The following is a 17849-nucleotide window of genomic DNA, read 5'->3' as shown; positions in this document are numbered from 1 at the left end:
CGTCAAATGTGGGAGCTGGCTTGCCTGCGATAGCGATCTCAAGACCTACGAATATCTCAGGGCATGCGCCGGCTCAATTTTCGCCGCCCGATACGCCGGGTAGATCGTCGCCAGAAAGCTCAACACAAACCCCGCGCTGCAAATCAGCAACACATCGCCACCTTGCAGCTCCGAAGGCAGGTTGCTGACAAAGTACACGTCCGAACTGAAGATATGCTGCCCGGTCACGCGCTCCATCCAGCCCACCAGCTCACTGACGTTGAGCGCGGCAATCACTCCCAGCACGCCGCCAATCAGGGTGCCGACGATACCGATCACCGTGCCCTGGACCATGAAGATCGCCATGATCTGTCGTGGCGTGGCGCCGATGGTGCGCAGGATCGCGATGTCCGCGCCCTTGTCGTTCACCACCATGATCAGCGTGGCGATGATATTGAACGCGGCGACGGCGACGATCATCAGCAACAGCAGGCCGATCATGGTCTTTTCCATCTTCATTGCACTGAACAGGCTGCCCTGGGTGTGGGTCCAGTCATCGGCCTTGTAGGCGGCGCCCAGGCTGCCGGCAATGTCCGCCGACACTTTCGGTGCCGCGTACAGATCCTTGACCGCCAGGCGCACGCTTTGCACCTGGTTCGGCTGCCAATGCAGCATTTGCGCGGCATCGGCGACGTGGATCAGCGCCATCGAGCCATCCAGTTCGGCACCCACCTTGAACACCCCCACCACGTTCAAACGCTGCATACGCGGGGTGATGCCGCCGGGTGCAGTGCTGATTTCCGGGACGATCAAGGTCAGCTTGTCCCCCACATTCAAGCGGAAACGGCGCGCGGTGATTTCACCGATCACCACGCCGAACTCACCCGGCTGCAGGTTTTCCAGGTTGCCCTGGACGATATGCTGGGTGACGATCGACACCTTGCCTTCCTGGGCCGGGTCGATCCCGCTGATCTGGATCGGCTGCATCGAGCCCTTATAGGACAGCATGCCTTCCATCTCGGTAAACGGCACGGCGGCGGTCACTTCGGGGTTTTTCAGAGCGGCGGCGGCCACGGGCTGCCAGTCGCTGATCGGGTTGACGCCGACGATGGTGGCATGCGGCACCATGCCCAGAATGCGCGAGCTCATTTCCCGCTGGAAGCCATTCATCACCGACAACACCACGATCATCGCCAGCACGCCCAGGGCGAGGCCGATCATCGAGGTCATCGAGATAAACGAGACAAAACGGTTGCGGCGCTTGGCGCGGGTATAGCGCGTGCCGATAAAAATCGATAACGGTCTGAACATTCGCGGGCACCGTTGAAAAAATAGAAAACCCAGGCACGAATGCCCGGGCTGAAACAGGTCAGATGGCGACCAGATGACCTTCCTGCAGGTGCAACACGCGGTCCATCTGCCGGGCCATGCTCATGTCATGGGTCACCACCAGGAACGCGGTGCGCATCTGGGTGCTCAGCTCCAGCATCAAGTCCTTGATGCCCTGGGCAGTGTGGGAATCGAGGTTGCCGGTCGGCTCATCGAGCATCACCAGGCCTGGGTTGTTCACCAGGGCACGGGCAATCGCCACACGCTGGCGCTCGCCGCCAGACAGCTCTGCCGGCTTATGCTCCAGGCGATGCCCCAGGCCGACGCGCTCCAGCAGCGCCGTAGCACGCTGACGCGCCTCCGGGATCGCGGTCTTGCCGATCAACAGCGGCATGCACACGTTTTCCAGGGCCGTAAACTCTGGCAGCAAGTGGTGGAACTGGTACACAAAGCCCAGGGAGCGGTTGCGCAACTGGCCACGGGCCTTCTCGTTCAACGCCGAGAGTTCTTCACCGGCCAGCCATACGCTGCCCTGGGACGGCGTATCAAGGCCGCCCAACAGGTTGAGCAAGGTACTTTTGCCGGAGCCGGAACTGCCGACGATCGCCACGCGCTCGCCCGGATGCAGTTCCAGTTGCAGGTTGGACAGCACCACTACCGATTCCGGGCCTTCCTCGTAGGATTTGCCCAGGTTGCGGCAGCTCAGGATTGCTTTTTCACTCATGCCCGATTCACTCATAGCGTAAAGCCTGCGCCGGCTGGGTACGTGCCGCGCGCCAGGCTGGATATAGGGTGGCAAGGAAACTCAGGACCAACGCGGCGCCGCCGACCATCAACACATCCTGGCTCTGCACCTGGGACGGCAAATAGTCGATGAAGTAAACGTCGGCGTTGAGAAACTTGTGGCCGATCAGGGTTTCGACGCCGGCGATGGCAGCACTGACGTTCAGCGCGGCGAAGATCCCCACGGCCGTACCGATCAAGGTACCGACCACACCGATCACCGTGCCCTGGACCATAAAGATCGCCATGATCTGCCCCGGCGTGGCGCCCAGGGTGCGCAGGATGGCGATGTCGCCCTTCTTGTCGTTCACCACCATCACCAGGGTGGAGATGATGTTGAAGGCGGCCACCGCGACAATCAGCAACAGCAATAGGCCAATCATGGCCTTTTCCATGCGGATCGCCTGGTACAGGTTGCCGTGGGTACGGGTCCAGTCACGGGCGTAGTACTGGCTTTCACCCAGGTGCTGGGCGATTTCCCAGGCCCCGCGCGGCGCCTCGAACAGGTCGTTGAACTTCAGGCGCAGGCCCTGCACCTGGTCCGGCTTCCAGCGATGCAGGCGGGCCAGGTCGGTAAGGTTGGTCAGGCCGAGGAAGCCGTCGATTTCGCCGGCGCCGACATGAAAGATGCCGACTACGGTAAAGCGCTTCATGCGCGGGAACATGCCCGCCGGGGTCACGGTGACTTCCGGGGCGACGAAGGTCAGCTTGTCGCCAATGGCCACGCCGAGCTTGGCCGCCGCGCGGTCGCCGATCACGATGCCGAAGCTGCCAGGCGACAGGGCATCGAGCTGGCCCTGCTGCATGAACTGATCAATGATCGAGACCTTGCGCTCCTGTGCCGGGTCGATGGCATTGAGCAGGACTTTCTGCACCTTGCCATTGTTGGTCAACAGCCCCTGCATCTGGGTAAATGGCGCGACGGCCAGCACCTTGGGGTTCTGCTTGACCTTGTCGGCCAGGCCTTGCCAGTCGCCCAGGGGCTCGCCGGACTCGATGGTCGCGTGGGGCACCATGCCCAGCACGCGGGTGCGCATCTCATGATCGAAGCCATTCATCACCGATAGCACCACGATCATTACGACGACGCCCAGGGCGAGTCCGATCATGGAGGTCAGGGAAATGAACGACACAAAATGATTGCGACGCTTTGCACGGGTATAACGCGTGCCAATAAATACGAAGAGAGGTCTGAACATGTCGGGGCTTGTTCGGAGGAAAAGAAGACGTCCCGGTGGCGGGGTCTGGTAAGCAGCTTTACACTCAGACCATTACCGTTACCTGGGGTTCGCCATGACGACATTAGATGAAGAAGATCGCCGCGAATACTACCGTATCGACGACATGATCGCACTCCAAATCAAAAGCCTGTCGGCCCCGCAAGCGGCGAGCAAGGAAGTGTTGCTGGATGATTCCCCGCTGTTCAACCTGCTCAGTGAACTGCACCTGAGCGAATTCGAGTCCCAACACCTGCTGCGCCAGCTCGGCGAGCGCGACCGCACCCTCGCCGCCTTCCTCAAAGTGCAGAACAAACGCATGGATTTGCTCAGCCAGGTCATGGCGCAAAGCCTGCTGGGCGAGATCGGCGCGCCGCAGCCGGTGATCATTTCCGAAGGTGGCATCGACTTCCAACACCCCACGGTGCTCACGCCCGGCAGCCACCTGGCGGTCAAGCTGGTGCTGATGCCCCAGGCGCTGGGCCTGCTGCTGCGGGCCAAGGTCACCCATTGCGATCCCAAGGGCGACAGTTTTGACATCGGTACCGAATTCGAATCCATGACTGACGCCCAGCGCCAGTTGCTGGCTCGCTATATTTTGCAAAAACAGGCCCAGGAACGGCGCCTGGCCCGGGAACAAAGCGACGGCCAAGACACCTGATTTCGTATTTATCCAGCCAGACACCTGGCGAAAAGGAGCAACTGTGACCCTGATTTATGGCCACCGCGGCGCTAAAGGCGAAGCACCGGAAAACACCCTGACCAGCTTCCAGCAATGCCTCAAGCACGGCGTGCGCCGTTGCGAACTGGACTTGCACCTGTCCATGGACGGCGAGTTGATGGTGATCCACGACCCGACCTTGAAGCGCACCGCAGACCGACGCGGCAAGGTGGTGGAATACGTCGCCGCCGACCTGGTGAAGATGGACGCACGCAAAGGCGGCCCAGGCTGGGTCACCCCTTGCCCGATCCCGCGCCTGGAAGAACTGTTTGAGCAGTGCGACTTCGACCACTGGCAACTGGAAGTCAAAAGCGCCTCGCGCACCCGCGCCGCGACCACCGTACTGGCGATCCGGGAAATGGCCCAGCGCTTTGGCCTGCTGGACAAGGTCACCGTGACTTCAAGCTCGCGGGAAGTGTTGAAAGCCGCCCTGGAGCTGACGCCGGACCTGTCCCGTGGACTGGTGGCCGAATACGCCTGGCTCGACCCGCTGAAGGTCGCGCAGAACTATGGCTGTGAGTATTTGGCGTTGAACTGGACGTTGTGCACTCCCGAGCGACTGGAAAAAGCCCAGCGCCAGGGCTTGCACGTGTCCGTGTGGACAGTCAACGAACCCGCGCTGATGCGCAGGCTCGCCGACTTCGGCGTAGATAGCCTGATTACAGACTTTCCCGGTTTGGCCACTGCCACTCTCGGGAATTACTGAAATCGGTCTCCCCGGCCGGCTCAGGCCACCGGCCGGAGCCGCTCAAAAAAGCCGGTTGAGGCCGTCGTAGGCCGCTACCCGATAGGCTTCAGCCATGGTCGGGTAGTTGAACGTGGTGTTCACAAAATACTTAAGGGTATTGAGATCACCCGGCTGGCTCATGATCGCCTGGCCGATGTGCACGATCTCCGAGGCCTGGTAGCCGAAGCAATGCACGCCAAGCACTTCCAGGGTCTCGCGGTGGAACAGGATCTTCAGCATGCCTTGCGGCTCGCCGGCGATCTGCGCACGCGCCATGCTCTTGAAGAACGCCTTGCCCACTTCGTAAGGCACCTTGGCCTTGGTCAGCTCGTGCTCGTTCTTGCCGATGGAGCTGATCTCGGGAATGGTGTAGATCCCGGTCGGCACATCGTTGACATAGCGCCAGCTGCCATTGTCGACAATGCTGCCAGCCGCCGAACGGCCCTGGTCGTGGGCGGCACTGGCCAGGCTCGGCCAGCCGATCACATCGCCGGCACCATAGATATTGGTGACGCAAGTGCGGTAGTTCTCATCCACCTCGATCTGGCCACGGCTGTTGACCTTGACCCCGATGTTTTCCATGCCCAGCTTGTCGGTGTTGCCCGTACGGCCGTTGCACCAGAGCAAGGCATCGGCCTTGATCTTCTTGCCGGACTTGAGGTGCAGGATCACACCGTTGTCCAGGCCTTCAACGCGGTCGTATTCCTCGTTGTGGCGCACGGTGATGTTGTTGTTGCTGAAGTGATAGCTCAACGCCTGGGAAATTTCCGAGTCGAGGAAGCTCAGCAACTGGTCGCGGTTGTCCACCAGCTCCACCAGCACACCCAGGCCGCTGAAGATCGAGGCGTATTCACAGCCGATCACGCCGGCGCCGTAGATGATCAGTTTGCGCGGGGTGTGGCCCAGGCTGAGGATCGTGTCGCTATCGTAGATACGCGGGTGGTGGAAGTCGATATCGGCCGGGCGATACGGACGCGAACCGGTGGCGATGATGATGTGCTTGGCCACCAGCTTCTCGACCACGCCATTGGCGCAGACCACTTCGACGGTTTGCTCGTCGGCGAAGCTGCCGGTGCCGAAGAACAGGTCGACGCGGTTACGGGCGTAGTAGCCGGTACGCGAGGCGACTTGTTTGGAAATGACTTTCTCGGCGCTTTTCAGTACATCCGGGAACGAGAACCAGCGCGGCTCACCAATGGCCCGGAACATCGGGTTGGTGTTGAACTGCATGATCTGGCGCACCGAGTGACGCAAGGCCTTGGACGGGATGGTGCCCAGGTGGGTGCAGTTACCGCCGACCTGACGACGGCTATCGACCATCGCCACCTTGCGTCCTGCTTTGGCGGCGTTCATCGCCGCACCTTCTCCAGCTGGGCCGGAACCCAGTACCACCACGTCGTAGTTGTAGACAGCCATGCGTACTCCTCAGAACAGGCCAGGACGCACGGTTGGGCGCCTGGCTAAATCATGCCGCGGCCAGCGGTCATGAAGGATCAAATAGGCTCAGGTGTGTGAGCCGGGGCACAGTCTATATAAGGCTCAACGCCGCGCACATTAACCCTTGGTCGCGTCGTAGGCCAGTTTTGCCTTTACTACACAGTATTGATTACGGCTTGACCGTCGTCAGTTGTTCGAACGCTTTGTTGCTGCGTGTGACGAAAGCATCCCCCTCACGCATCACAAAAAATGCCGCGATCCGCTGTTTTTCTGCATAGTCCCAGCCCTCGTCGGGCCCCAGCACCAGGAGCAAGGTCGACAAGCCGTCCGCCATAAGCGCCGAAGGCTCCAGCACCGTGACCGACGCCAGGTGATGGGTGATCGGCGCCCCGCTACGGGCATCGAGGGTGTGGGAATAGCGGCGACCATCCTGCTGGAAATAATTGCGATAGTCACCTGAAGTAGACACGCCGAAGCCGTCCACCACGATCACGCGCTCAGCCACCTGCTGGTCATCGCGGGGCTCCTCCAGGGCCACACGCCAGGGCGTGCCATCGGGTTTGCGCCCGGCAGCCTTGAGCTCGCCAGTCACTTCGACCAGGTACCGCTGAATGCCCAACTGCCCTAGCCGCTCGGCGATCCGGTCTACCGTGTAGCCGGCGGCGATGCTGTTGAAGTCCACTTGCACCGCCGCGTCCTTGCACAGCTGGTGACCGTCGATGCGCAAGTGCTGATGACCGACGCGCTGGCGCGCCAAGGCCAGCGTCATGGGATCCGGGACTTTTACCTGCCGCGCCTGGGGTCCGAAGCCCCACAGGTTGAGCAGTGGCTCGACGGTCAGGTCAAAAGCGCCGCCACTGGCCTGGGACAACTGCTCGCCCGTGCGTACCAACTGCAGGATCGACTCGGGCATCGGCTGGCAGCGGTTGGCCGGCAAGTCATTGAAGCGCTCGATATCGGAATCGCTGCGATAGGTCGACAGCTGTCGGTCGACCTCGGCAAGGATGCGCTCGACCTGCGGCTGCACATCATTGGCCGCCGGCGTCCCGGGGGTACGGACATATTTGATTGAATAAGTGCTGCCCATGGTCGGGCCGCCAAACGCCTCCAGGAGCTCATCGCCGCCGCAGCCCGTCAAGATCGCCAACGCAGCACCCACCATCGCGCATCGCAAACCGCCCATAAGCCACACAACCTTATCGCTGCTGAAAACCCAATGAAGCCGCACTCAAGCACATTTCCGGGGCTGGCCATTATGCGGCATGTCGTCGCCTGACGCGGGTTGCTTCATGACAAATAGCCAGCTTGCTAACGGTTTTTGTTGCTCGCCCACACGGATACACATATGGTTACAAAACTCTTGAGCGCCAGCCAGCGCCCAGACCTTGCAGCAAGGAAGAACGACGACCAGGGATTTCCAACAAGATAGCCAGTTGAGTAAATGACATGTCCAACACCACGGGCAAAGGCAAGGCGATCTTTCGCGTTGTCAGCGGTAACTTTCTCGAAATGTTCGACTTCATGGTCTACGGTTTCTACGCCACGGCCATTGCCAAGACCTTCTTCCCTGCCGACAGCGCCTTTGCGTCCCTGATGTTGTCCCTGGCGACCTTCGGTGCCGGGTTCCTGATGCGTCCGCTGGGGGCAATTTTCCTCGGTGCCTACATCGACCGCCATGGCCGTAAAAAAGGCCTGGTGATCACCCTGGCCATGATGGCCGCCGGCACCGTGCTGATCGCCTGCGTGCCCGGCTACGCCACCCTCGGGGTAGCCGCGCCGCTGATCGTGCTGTTTGGCCGATTGCTGCAAGGCTTCTCGGCAGGTGTCGAACTGGGCGGGGTCTCGGTGTACCTGGCGGAGATCGCCACGCCGGGACGTAAAGGTTTCTTCGTCAGTTGGCAGTCCGCCAGCCAACAAGCCGCCGTGGTCTTCGCCGGCCTGCTGGGCGTGGGCCTGAACCACTGGCTGAGCCCCGAGGAGATGGGTGAGTGGGGCTGGCGCGTGCCGTTCCTGATCGGCTGCCTGATCGTGCCGGTGATCTTCGTGATTCGCCGCTCCCTGGAGGAAACCCCGGAATTCCATGCACGTAAACATCGCCCTACCCTGCAGGAAATCATCCGCTCCATCGGCCAGAATTTCGGCATCGTCCTGGCAGGCATGGCGCTGGTGGTGATGACGACCGTGTCGTTCTACCTGATCACCGCCTACACACCGACCTTCGGCAAGGCCGAACTGCACCTGTCGGACCTGGATGCGTTGCTGGTCACCGTGTGCATCGGCCTGTCGAACTTCTTTTGGTTGCCCGTGATGGGCGCGGTATCCGACAAGGTGGGTCGCAAACCCTTGCTGCTGGGGGCGACTATTCTGGCAATCCTCACGGCATACCCGGCCCTGTCATGGCTGGTGGCCAATCCGAGCTTCAGCCACCTGCTGCTCGTCGAGTTATGGCTGTCGTTTCTGTATGGCTCGTACAACGGCGCCATGGTCGTCGCGCTGACCGAAATCATGCCAGTGGAAGTACGCACCACAGGCTTTTCATTGGCCTACAGCCTGGCGACCGCAACCTTTGGCGGCTTTACCCCGGCCGCCTGTACTTACCTGATCCATGTACTGGATAACAAGGCAGCGCCGGGGATCTGGCTCAGTGGGGCGGCGGTGCTGGGGCTAGTGGCGACCCTGGTGCTGTTCAAGGGGAATCGGCACGAACTGCGCACTGCGCAGGCTTCGGTAGTCGGTGGGGCCTGATAGATCGCTATCGCGGCGATGCGGCGGCCCGACAAGCCCGCCCACACATTTGAATGTATTCGCAAATCAAACTGTGGGAGCGGGCTTGCCCGCGATGAGGCCTTCAAACCCCACACAAACCCCCAGCCACAAAAAAGCCCCGAACCAGTCGGGGCTTTTTCATTTACCGCTAACGCTTAGCGCGGAAACGCTGGCGGGTTGACCCCAGCCATGTCTTCCATCACGCGCACCACCTGGCAGCTGTAACCGAACTCGTTGTCGTACCAGACGTACAGTACAACGCGGTTATCCTGGGTGATGGTCGCTTCAGCATCGACCACACCGGCGTGGCGCGAGCCAACGAAGTCGGTGGACACCACTTCCTGGGAATTGACGAAGTCGATTTGCTTATGCAGATCGGAGTGCAGCGCCATGTAGCGCAGGTACTCGTTCATCTCTTCGCGGGTGGCGGCTTTCTCAAGGTTGAGGTTGAGAATGGCCATCGACACGTTCGGCGTGGGTACACGGATCGCGTTACCGGTCAGCTTGCCGGCCAGCTCAGGCAGGGCCTTGGCAGCAGCGGTGGCAGCACCGGTCTCGGTGATCACCATGTTCAGCGCGGCGCTACGGCCACGGCGATCGCCCTTGTGGAAGTTGTCGATCAGGTTCTGGTCGTTGGTGTACGAGTGAACGGTTTCGACGTGACCGTTGATGATGCCGAACTTGTCATTCACAGCCTTGAGCACCGGCACGATGGCGTTGGTGGTGCAGGAAGCGGCGGACACGATCTTGTCGTCAGCGGTGATTTCGTTGTGGTTGATGCCGTGAACGATGTTCTTCAGCTTGCCCTTGCCAGGCGCAGTCAGCACAACGCGGTCGATACCCGGGCAGGCCAGGTGCTGGCCCAGGCCGTCGGCATCACGCCATACGCCGGTGTTGTCCACCAGCAAGGCGTTCTGGATGCCGTACTGGGTGTAATCCACCTCGGTCGGGTTCTTCGCGTAGATCACCTGGATCAGGTTACCGTTGGCGGTGATGGTGTTGTTTTCTTCGTCGATGGTGATGGTGCCATTGAACGAACCGTGTACCGAGTCGCGACGCAAGAGGCTGGCGCGCTTGGTCAGGTCATTTTCGGCGCCTTTGCGCACGACAATGGCCCGCAGGCGCAGGCCGTCGCCACCGCCGGTTTTTTCGATCAGGATGCGTGCCAGCAGACGGCCGATACGACCGAAGCCGTACAGCACCACGTCAGTGCCTTTACGGGATGCGGCGTTTTGCTGGCCAACCACGTCGGCCAGTTCTTCACGCACGAACTGCTCGGCGCTGCGGCCATTGCCTTGAGCGCGGAATTTGAACGCCAACTTGCCCAGGTCCACCGAAGCCGCGCCGAGCTTGAGCTCGCTCATGGCTTTAAGCAGAGGGAATGTTTCGTGGACGGAGAGTTCGCTATCGTCCGAAGAACGATGGCGAGCAAAGCGATGAGCCTTGAGAATCGCGATGACTGATTGGTTGATCAGGCTGCGGCCATAGATCGAGCTCACCACATTGTTATTGCGGTACAGCTGACCGATAAGCGGGATCATCGCTTCTGCGAGTGCTTCACGGTCGATCCATTCACCAAGACACTGGTCGGGCTTCTGAGTCACGGGAACCTTCCACATGTAGGGGCTGAAAAAAGGGGCTACATTATGCCGCCCGACCGCCCCCGGAGCAATGCGCGCCACGCAACAAAAGCCCTTGCACATAATTTTCGCCGCGCTACAGGCCAGTAAATACGCGGCTTCCAGCGCCCCCCCTGGTGAAAGCCTCGGGCCACTTGTCCGTAACCCTCCGAAACATACGTGCATTTTGGCACTACATTTTGAGTCAAAACCGCGCATTGTTTGTCTTAGCCACTACATTTCCTACAAACCGTAATAGGCACAGTCAGCAACTGACAGGCGGCACTCCGGGCCGTTACAATTACCGACTTTGTCGCAACGCTGGAGCTCAAACGTCCGTGCCCGTCCTGCGTCTACCGCTACTCCCTGCCGAGGCAGGTAAACAGCATTGGGGCAATCTGCCCGGTGCCGCCCTGAGCCTGGCCATTGCCGAGGCTGCCAGTGCAGCCAAGCGCTTTACCCTGCTATTGACCGCCGACAGCCAAAGCGCCGAACGGTTGGAGCAGGAGCTGAGTTTCTTTGCCCCCGATTTGCCGGTGCTGCATTTCCCGGACTGGGAAACCCTGCCCTACGACTTGTTCTCGCCGCACCAGGACATCATCTCCCAGCGCATCGCCAGCCTGTACCGCTTGCCGGAACTGGCCCACGGCGTACTGGTGGTGCCGATCACCACGGCCCTGCACCGCCTGGCGCCGACCAAGTTCCTGCTGGGCAGCAGCCTGGTGCTGGATATCGGCCAGAAACTCGACGTGGAACAGATGCGCACGCGCCTGGAAGCCAGCGGCTACCGCTGCGTCGATACGGTGTACGAGCATGGCGAGTTCGCCGTGCGTGGCGCGTTGATCGACCTGTTCCCGATGGGCAGCAAACTGCCCTACCGCATCGACCTGTTCGACGACGAAATCGAGACCCTGCGCACCTTCGACCCGGAAAACCAGCGCTCCATCGACAAAGTACAGTCGATCAAGCTGCTGCCGGCCAGGGAATTCCCCCTGCAAAAAGACGCCGTCACGCGCTTCAAGGCGCGCTTTCGCGAACGCTTTGACGTGGATTTCCGCCGTTGCCCGATCTTCCAGGACTTGAGCAGCGGGATTACCCCCGCCGGTATCGAGTACTACTTGCCGCTGTTCTTCGACGAAACCTCGACCCTGTTCGATTACCTGCCCCAGGACACTCAGGTGTTCTCGCTGCCGGGCATCGAACAGGCGGCGGAAAACTTCTGGAACGACGTGCGCAACCGTTATGAAGAACGCCGCGTCGATCCATCCCGGCCTTTATTGCCGCCTGCCGAGCTGTTCCTGCCGGTAGAGGACTGCTTCGCCCGCCTGAAGAACTGGCCACGGGTGGTCGCCAGCCAACAGGATGTGGAAGCCGGCGTCGGCCGCGAACGCTTCCCCGCCCAAACCCTGCCCAACCTGGCCATCGAAGCCAAGGCCAGCCAGCCGCTGCAAGCGTTGTCCGACTTCCTCGGCGACTTCCCCGGCCGCGTGCTGTTTACCGCCGAATCCGCCGGGCGCCGCGAAGTGCTGCTGGAGTTGCTCGAACGTCTGAAGCTGCGACCAAAAACCGTCGACAGCTGGCCGGACTTTGTCGCCGGCAAGGACCGCCTGGCGATCACCATTGCGCCGCTGAACGAAGGCCTGCAACTGGATGATCCGGCCCTGGCGCTGATTGCCGAGAGCCCGCTGTTCGGCCAACGCGTGATGCAGCGCCGGCGCCGGGAAAAACGTGCCGACGCCAACAACGACGCGGTGATCAAGAACCTCACCGAACTGCGCGAAGGCGCGCCGGTGGTGCATATCGACCACGGCGTGGGGCGCTACCTGGGCCTGCAGACCCTGGAGATCGACAACCAGGCCGCCGAATTCCTCACCATGGAATACGCCGAGGGCGCCAAGCTCTATGTGCCGGTGGCCAACCTGCACCTGATCGCGCGCTACACCGGCAGCGACGACGCCCTGGCGCCGTTGCACCGCCTGGGTTCCGAGACCTGGCAGAAGGCCAAGCGCAAGGCCGCCGAGCAGGTGCGCGACGTAGCCGCCGAGCTGCTGGACATCTATGCTCGCCGCGCGGCCCGCGAAGGCTATGCGTTCGCCGACCCGAAGGCCGACTACGCCACGTTCAGCGCCGGCTTCGCCTTCGAAGAAACCCCGGACCAGCAAACCACCATCGACGCCGTGCGCGCCGATATGCTCGCGCCCAAGCCCATGGACCGCCTGGTCTGCGGTGACGTGGGCTTTGGCAAGACCGAAGTGGCGATGCGCGCCGCGTTTATCGCGGTGCATGGCGGCCGCCAGGTGGCAATCCTGGTGCCAACCACCCTGCTCGCCCAGCAGCACTACAACAGCTTCCGCGACCGCTTTGCCGATTGGCCGGTGACCGTGGAGGTGATGAGCCGCTTCAAGTCCGCCAAGGAAGTCAACGCAGCCGTGGCCGACCTGGCCGAAGGCAAGATCGACATCGTGATCGGTACGCACAAGCTGCTGTCGGACGATGTGAAGATCAAGAACCTGGGCCTGGTGATCATCGACGAAGAGCACCGCTTTGGCGTACGCCAGAAGGAGCAGCTCAAGGCCCTGCGCAGCGAGGTCGATATCCTGACCCTGACCGCCACACCGATCCCGCGCACGCTGAACATGGCGGTGTCGGGCATGCGCGACCTGTCGATCATCGCCACGCCGCCGGCACGACGCCTGTCGGTGCGCACCTTCGTCATGGAGCAGAACAACAGCACGATCAAGGAAGCCCTGCTGCGCGAGTTGCTGCGCGGCGGCCAGGTCTACTACCTGCACAACGATGTGAAAACCATCGAGAAATGCGCCGCCGACCTCGCCGAACTGGTGCCGGAAGCGCGGATCGGCATCGGCCACGGGCAGATGCGCGAACGCGAACTCGAACAGGTGATGAGCGACTTCTACCACAAGCGCTTCAACGTGCTGATCGCCTCGACCATTATCGAGACCGGCATCGACGTGCCGAGCGCCAACACCATTATCATCGAGCGCGCCGACAAGTTCGGCCTGGCGCAGTTGCATCAGTTGCGTGGCCGGGTCGGCCGCAGTCACCACCAGGCCTACGCCTACCTGCTGACACCACCGCGCCAGCAAATTACCGGCGATGCGGAAAAGCGCCTGGAAGCCATCGCCAACACCCAGGACCTGGGCGCGGGTTTTGTGCTGGCCACCAACGACCTGGAAATCCGCGGCGCCGGCGAACTGCTGGGCGACGGCCAGAGCGGGCAGATCCAGGCCGTGGGCTTTACCCTCTATATGGAGATGCTGGAGCGCGCGGTGAAGGCCATCCGCAAAGGCGAACAACCGAACCTCGACCAACCCCTGGGCGGCGGGCCGGAAATCAACCTGCGTCTGCCGGCATTGATTCCCGAAGACTACCTGCCGGATGTGCATGCACGCCTGATCCTGTACAAGCGCATCGCCTCGGCCACTGACGAAGAAGGTCTCAAGGACCTGCAAGTGGAGATGATCGACCGCTTCGGCCTGTTGCCGGAGCCGACCAAGAACCTGGTGCGCCTGACCCTGCTCAAATTGCAGGCCGAGCAACTGGGGATCAAGAAGGTCGACGCCGGGCCGCAGGGAGGGCGTATCGAGTTCGAAGCGCAGACGCCGGTAGACCCGCTGGTACTGATCAAGTTGATCCAGGGCCAGCCCAACCGCTACAAATTCGAAGGCGCTACGCTGTTCAAGTTCATGGTGCCGATGGAACGTGCAGAAGAGCGCTTTAATACATTGGAGGCGCTGTTTGAGCGCCTCATCCCGAAACCTGCTTGAAGGACGCCCCATGCGCCTGCTTCGTATCCTGAGCCTGTTGTTGGTGGTAGTCGCACCTTCGGCGTTTGCCGACAGCCTCTACCAGGTGGAAATGATCCTGATCCGCCAGAATGCAGAGCCGCTGATCAATAGTCGGCCGGCCCCGGAAGACTGGGCCGCCGGGGCGCCGCGCCAAGGGATCGAGAAAATCAGCCCGCCGCGCCTGAACAATATCGTCGAGAAACTCCAGGCCAATGGCGACTACACCGTGCTGCTGCACAAAGCCTGGGAGCAGAACCTGGGCGAGCAGCCGGTGAAGGTGAAAATCACCGACGGCCAGGAACAGTTTGGCCAATACCCCATCCAGGGCACCCTGGACCTGCAATTGGGGCGTTTTACCCGTATTGACGCCAGCTTCTGGCTCAACCAGTTCGACAACAACGGCAGCGTGATTGCCAGCGAACACTTGAGCCAACCGGACGTGCGCACCAAGAACAACCAGCTCAATTACCTGGACGCTGGCCACCTGGCCCTGCTGATCAAGATCACCTCCCTTACTGCCAAGCCACCGAGCGCGCCGCCGCCCGGCCTGGCGGACTGATCCAGCGCCATGCCCCTGACGTCGTCGCTGACCAAACCCCTGGCTCCGTCCTGGGCCAACCGCTTCAAGGAACAAAGCCTGGAGCGCGGCCGGCGCTACGCCCTGGAAAACCGCGTAAGGATTGTCGAGTCCGGCGACAGCACCATCATCGCCAGTTGCGAAGGCTCGGGCGGCAATGTGTATCGCCAGACCATCTCCCTGCGCGAATCGGCCAAAGGCACCCTGATCCTGGTGGACAGCCGTTGCACCTGCCCCGTGCACACCAATTGCAAACACATCGCGGCCGTGCTGCTGCAGGTCCAGGAAACCCTGGCCTACCCGGCGGCGGCCAAGGATGCCGAGCTGCTGGAGAAACTGCAGGCCGTGCTGGATAACCGCGTGGTCCTGCCGCAAGTGGTGCTCGAGGATGTGCAGCCGATTCCCCGGCTGTGGCTGGCCAGCATCGAGTTCAGCGCCTTTGAGCCGCGCAACGGCAAGATGCAGCGCTATATCCAGCACCGCGCAGCGCTGTCGTTCAATTACCAGGGTAACTATGTCAGCGGCCAGAAAAACGCCGACATCGTTGTCCGCCAGGAAACCCAGAGCCTGCGGATCAAGCGCCATCCCGAGGTGGAGCAAGGCTTTCGCGAGCACCTGCGCCTGCTGGGCTTCAAGATCGCCACCCGCCAGAGCAAGGCCCTGCCGGAAAGCGCCGGCGAGCTGTTTGAGATGGTCAATGACAGCGCCTGGCTGAACTTCACCCTCAACGCCTCCCCAAGCCTGCGGGCTGCCGGTTGGGAACTGCAGATCGACGAGGATTTCGGCTTCGACCTGAGCCCGGTCGAGGACTGGTACGCCAGCGTCGATGAAGTGCCGGAGCGCGACTGGTTCGACCTGGAGTTGGGGATTATCGTCAATGGCGAACGGCTGAGCCTGCTGCCGATCCTGCTGAACCTGATGCGCTCCCACACCGAAATCCTCAACCCGGAAAAGCTCGCGCGCCGCCGCGACGACGAACTGATCCTGGTGAACATCCCCGGCCTGCCCAACGGTGGCCACGGCCCGCTGCAAGTCGCCCTGCCCTACGGCCGGCTCAAACCGGTGCTGGCGACCCTCGGTGAGTTCTACCTGCAGGAGCCTGGCACCACCGCCTTGCGCCTGGCCAAGGCCGACGCGATTCGCCTCAACCCGCTGGAAGACCTGCCGCTGCAATGGGAAGGTGGCGAGCAGATCCGCAACTTTGCCCAGCGCCTGCGCGACATCAAGGACTTCACCTGCGCCGCCCCCGAGGGCCTAAACGCCACGTTGCGCCCCTACCAGCTCGAAGGCCTGAGCTGGATGCAGTCCCTGCGCCAACTGGAAGTGGGCGGGATTCTCGCGGATGACATGGGCCTGGGCAAAACCCTGCAGACCCTGGCGCATATTCTCAGCGAAAAAATCGCCGGGCGCCTGGACCGGCCGTGCATGGTGGTGATGCCTACCAGCCTGATCCCCAACTGGCTCGACGAAGCGGCGCACTTCACCCCGCAGCTCAAGGTGCTGGCACTGTACGGTGCCGGGCGCAAGAAACACTTCGCCCAGTTGCAGGACTACGACCTGCTGCTGACCACCTACGCCCTGCTGCCCAAAGACATCGAACAACTGGCCGTGCAGCCACTGCATGTGCTGATCCTCGACGAAGCCCAGTACATCAAGAACCCCACCAGCAAGGCCGCCCAGGCCGCCCGCGAGCTGAATGCACGCCAGCGCCTGTGCCTGAGCGGCACGCCCCTGGAAAACCACCTGGGCGAGCTGTGGTCGCTGTTCCACTTCCTGCTGCCGGGTTGGTTGGGCGATGTAAAAAGCTTCAACCGTGACTACCGCGTGCCCATCGAAAAACGCGGCAGCGACGTGCGATTGCAACACCTCAACGGTCGGATCAAGCCGTTCCTGTTGCGCCGTACCAAGGAACAGGTGGCTACTGAATTGCCGCCCAAAATCGAGATCATCCACTGGGTCGATCTCAATGAAGCCCAGCGCGATGTGTACGAAACCATGCGCCTGGCCATGGACAAGAAGGTGCGCGACGAGATCACCCGCAAGGGCGTGGCCCGCAGCCAGATCATCATTCTGGAAGCGCTGCTCAAGCTGCGCCAGGTCTGTTGCGATCTGCGCCTGGTAAACGACGCCACCCTGCCCGCACGCGGCAGCAGTTCCGGCAAGCTCGACAGCCTGATGGAGATGCTCGAGGAACTGTTTGCCGAAGGGCGCAGGATCCTGCTGTTCTCGCAGTTCACCTCGATGCTCAGCCTGATTGAGCTCGAGCTGAAAAAACGCGGGGTCGCCTACGCCTTGCTGACCGGCCAGACCCGCGACCGACGCACGCCGGTCAAGGACTTCCAGAGTGGCAAGCTGCAGATCTTCCTGATCAGCCTCAAGGCGGGCGGCGTGGGACTTAACCTGACCGAAGCCGATACCGTGATCCACTACGACCCCTGGTGGAACCCGGCCACGGAAAACCAGGCGACTGACCGTGCGTATCGCATCGGCCAGGAAAAGCCAGTGTTTGTGTACAAGATGATTGCCCGGGGCACCGTGGAAGAGAAGATCCAGGCGCTGCAGCAAGAAAAGTCAGACCTGGCAGCGGGGGTGCTGGATGGCCGCACCACGGGCGACTGGAAGCTGGGCAACGAGGATATCGAGGCGCTGTTTGCGCCGTTGCCCCAAAAGCTAGAGAAGCGTTGATAGCTAGATAGCTATCGCGGGCAAGCCCGCTCCCACAGGGGGCTCACTGGGGCAGAGATTTTTGGTACCGCCACAAATCAAATGTGGGAGCTGGCTTGCCTGCGATAGCGGTGGGTCAGCCGCCAGAAAGAGTGACTGGGCTGCCGCCATCGCGGGCAAGCCCACTCCCACAGGGGGCCTCACTAGGGCAGAGATTTTTG

12 protein-coding genes are annotated in these 17849 nt (G+C 61.6%); 6 read left to right on the top strand and 6 right to left on the bottom strand.

Annotated features, from left to right (window positions below; all coding sequences use genetic code 11):
- Nucleotides 1-45: 45 nt before the first annotated feature.
- From PSFL_RS20595 to PSFL_RS20585, 3 genes are read right to left on the bottom strand one after another with little or no spacing between them, the layout of a single operon-like run.
- Nucleotides 46-1290: a lipoprotein-releasing ABC transporter permease subunit gene (locus PSFL_RS20595; protein WP_057438534.1), complete on the bottom strand. Its 1245-nt coding sequence runs from the start codon at nt 1288-1290 to the stop codon at nt 46-48.
- Nucleotides 1291-1348: 58 nt separating this feature from the next.
- Nucleotides 1349-2032 (bottom strand): lipoprotein-releasing ABC transporter ATP-binding protein LolD, encoded by a 684-nt coding sequence (gene lolD, locus PSFL_RS20590; RefSeq protein WP_019818240.1) that lies wholly within the window; start codon nt 2030-2032, stop codon nt 1349-1351.
- Nucleotides 2033-2039: 7 nt separating this feature from the next.
- Nucleotides 2040-3290: a lipoprotein-releasing ABC transporter permease subunit gene (locus PSFL_RS20585; RefSeq protein ID WP_057438533.1), complete on the bottom strand. Its 1251-nt coding sequence runs from the start codon at nt 3288-3290 to the stop codon at nt 2040-2042.
- Between the two features lie 94 nt (nt 3291-3384).
- Between PSFL_RS20585 and PSFL_RS20580 the strand changes: the two genes are divergently transcribed.
- Together PSFL_RS20580 and PSFL_RS20575 are read left to right on the top strand one after the other, a co-directional pair.
- Entirely contained in the window at nt 3385-3969 is a 585-nt protein-coding gene (locus PSFL_RS20580; RefSeq protein WP_057438532.1) for a PilZ domain-containing protein, read from the top strand.
- Nucleotides 3970-4012: 43 nt separating this feature from the next.
- On the top strand, nt 4013-4735 hold the full coding sequence (locus PSFL_RS20575; protein WP_057438531.1) for a glycerophosphodiester phosphodiesterase: 723 nt from the start codon (nt 4013-4015) through the stop codon (nt 4733-4735).
- Between the two features lie 42 nt (nt 4736-4777).
- Here PSFL_RS20575 and sthA read toward each other — a convergent pair whose 3' ends face one another.
- Both sthA and PSFL_RS20565 read right to left on the bottom strand, forming a co-directional pair.
- On the bottom strand, nt 4778-6172 hold the full coding sequence (sthA, locus tag PSFL_RS20570) for a Si-specific NAD(P)(+) transhydrogenase (RefSeq protein WP_057438530.1): 1395 nt from the start codon (nt 6170-6172) through the stop codon (nt 4778-4780).
- Nucleotides 6173-6362: 190 nt separating this feature from the next.
- On the bottom strand, nt 6363-7376 hold the full coding sequence (locus PSFL_RS20565) for an FAD:protein FMN transferase (protein WP_397470423.1): 1014 nt from the start codon (nt 7374-7376) through the stop codon (nt 6363-6365).
- Between the two features lie 263 nt (nt 7377-7639).
- Here PSFL_RS20565 and PSFL_RS20560 point away from each other — a divergent pair, with 263 nt between their 5' ends.
- Nucleotides 7640-8938 carry an MFS transporter gene (locus PSFL_RS20560; RefSeq protein ID WP_397470422.1) on the top strand — a complete coding sequence of 433 codons (1299 nt, stop codon included), beginning with the start codon at nt 7640-7642 and terminating at the stop codon, nt 8936-8938.
- 176 nt (nt 8939-9114) lie between these two features.
- Here the strand turns inward: PSFL_RS20560 and PSFL_RS20555 are convergent, their stop codons facing one another.
- Entirely contained in the window at nt 9115-10578 is a 1464-nt protein-coding gene (locus PSFL_RS20555) for a glyceraldehyde-3-phosphate dehydrogenase (protein ID WP_115128680.1), read from the bottom strand.
- 338 nt (nt 10579-10916) lie between these two features.
- On the opposite strand from PSFL_RS20555, the gene mfd reads away from it, so the two are divergent.
- From mfd to PSFL_RS20540, 3 genes are read left to right on the top strand one after another with little or no spacing between them, the layout of a single operon-like run.
- Nucleotides 10917-14366: a transcription-repair coupling factor gene (gene mfd / locus PSFL_RS20550; RefSeq protein WP_057960297.1), complete on the top strand. Its 3450-nt coding sequence runs from the start codon at nt 10917-10919 to the stop codon at nt 14364-14366.
- A 10-nt stretch (nt 14367-14376) separates the two neighbouring features.
- On the top strand, nt 14377-14946 hold the full coding sequence (locus PSFL_RS20545; RefSeq protein WP_057438527.1) for a CsiV family protein: 570 nt from the start codon (nt 14377-14379) through the stop codon (nt 14944-14946).
- Nucleotides 14947-14955: 9 nt separating this feature from the next.
- Nucleotides 14956-17649, top strand: coding sequence for an SNF2-related protein (locus tag PSFL_RS20540; protein WP_397470421.1), 2694 nt, complete (start codon nt 14956-14958; stop codon nt 17647-17649).
- Nucleotides 17650-17849 lie beyond the last annotated feature (200 nt).

The sequence above is a fragment of the Pseudomonas sp. DD1 genome (genome assembly GCF_044510355.1).
Taxonomy (GTDB): Bacteria; Pseudomonadota; Gammaproteobacteria; order Pseudomonadales; family Pseudomonadaceae; genus Aquipseudomonas; species Aquipseudomonas shahriarae.
Note: the sequence above shows the minus strand (reverse complement) of the source record. Positions and strands in the feature narration are given on the sequence as shown.

What these genes read in the sequence shown, in the direction of transcription:
- PSFL_RS20595 (WP_057438534.1), bottom strand. Translation starts at nt 1,290, where the DNA reads ATGTTCAGACCGTTATCGATTTTTATCGGCACGCGCTATACCCGCGCC.
- lolD (WP_019818240.1), bottom strand. Translation starts at nt 2,032, where the DNA reads ATGAGTGAAAAAGCAATCCTGAGCTGCCGCAACCTGGGCAAATCCTAC.
- PSFL_RS20585 (WP_057438533.1), bottom strand. Translation starts at nt 3,290, where the DNA reads ATGTTCAGACCTCTCTTCGTATTTATTGGCACGCGTTATACCCGTGCA.
- PSFL_RS20580 (WP_057438532.1), top strand. Translation starts at nt 3,385, where the DNA reads ATGACGACATTAGATGAAGAAGATCGCCGCGAATACTACCGTATCGAC.
- sthA (WP_057438530.1), bottom strand. Translation starts at nt 6,172, where the DNA reads ATGGCTGTCTACAACTACGACGTGGTGGTACTGGGTTCCGGCCCAGCT.
- PSFL_RS20565 (WP_397470423.1), bottom strand. Translation starts at nt 7,376, where the DNA reads ATGGGCGGTTTGCGATGCGCGATGGTGGGTGCTGCGTTGGCGATCTTG.
- PSFL_RS20560 (WP_397470422.1), top strand. Translation starts at nt 7,640, where the DNA reads ATGTCCAACACCACGGGCAAAGGCAAGGCGATCTTTCGCGTTGTCAGC.
- PSFL_RS20555 (WP_115128680.1), bottom strand. Translation starts at nt 10,578, where the DNA reads ATGTGGAAGGTTCCCGTGACTCAGAAGCCCGACCAGTGTCTTGGTGAA.
- PSFL_RS20545 (WP_057438527.1), top strand. Translation starts at nt 14,377, where the DNA reads ATGCGCCTGCTTCGTATCCTGAGCCTGTTGTTGGTGGTAGTCGCACCT.
- PSFL_RS20540 (WP_397470421.1), top strand. Translation starts at nt 14,956, where the DNA reads ATGCCCCTGACGTCGTCGCTGACCAAACCCCTGGCTCCGTCCTGGGCC.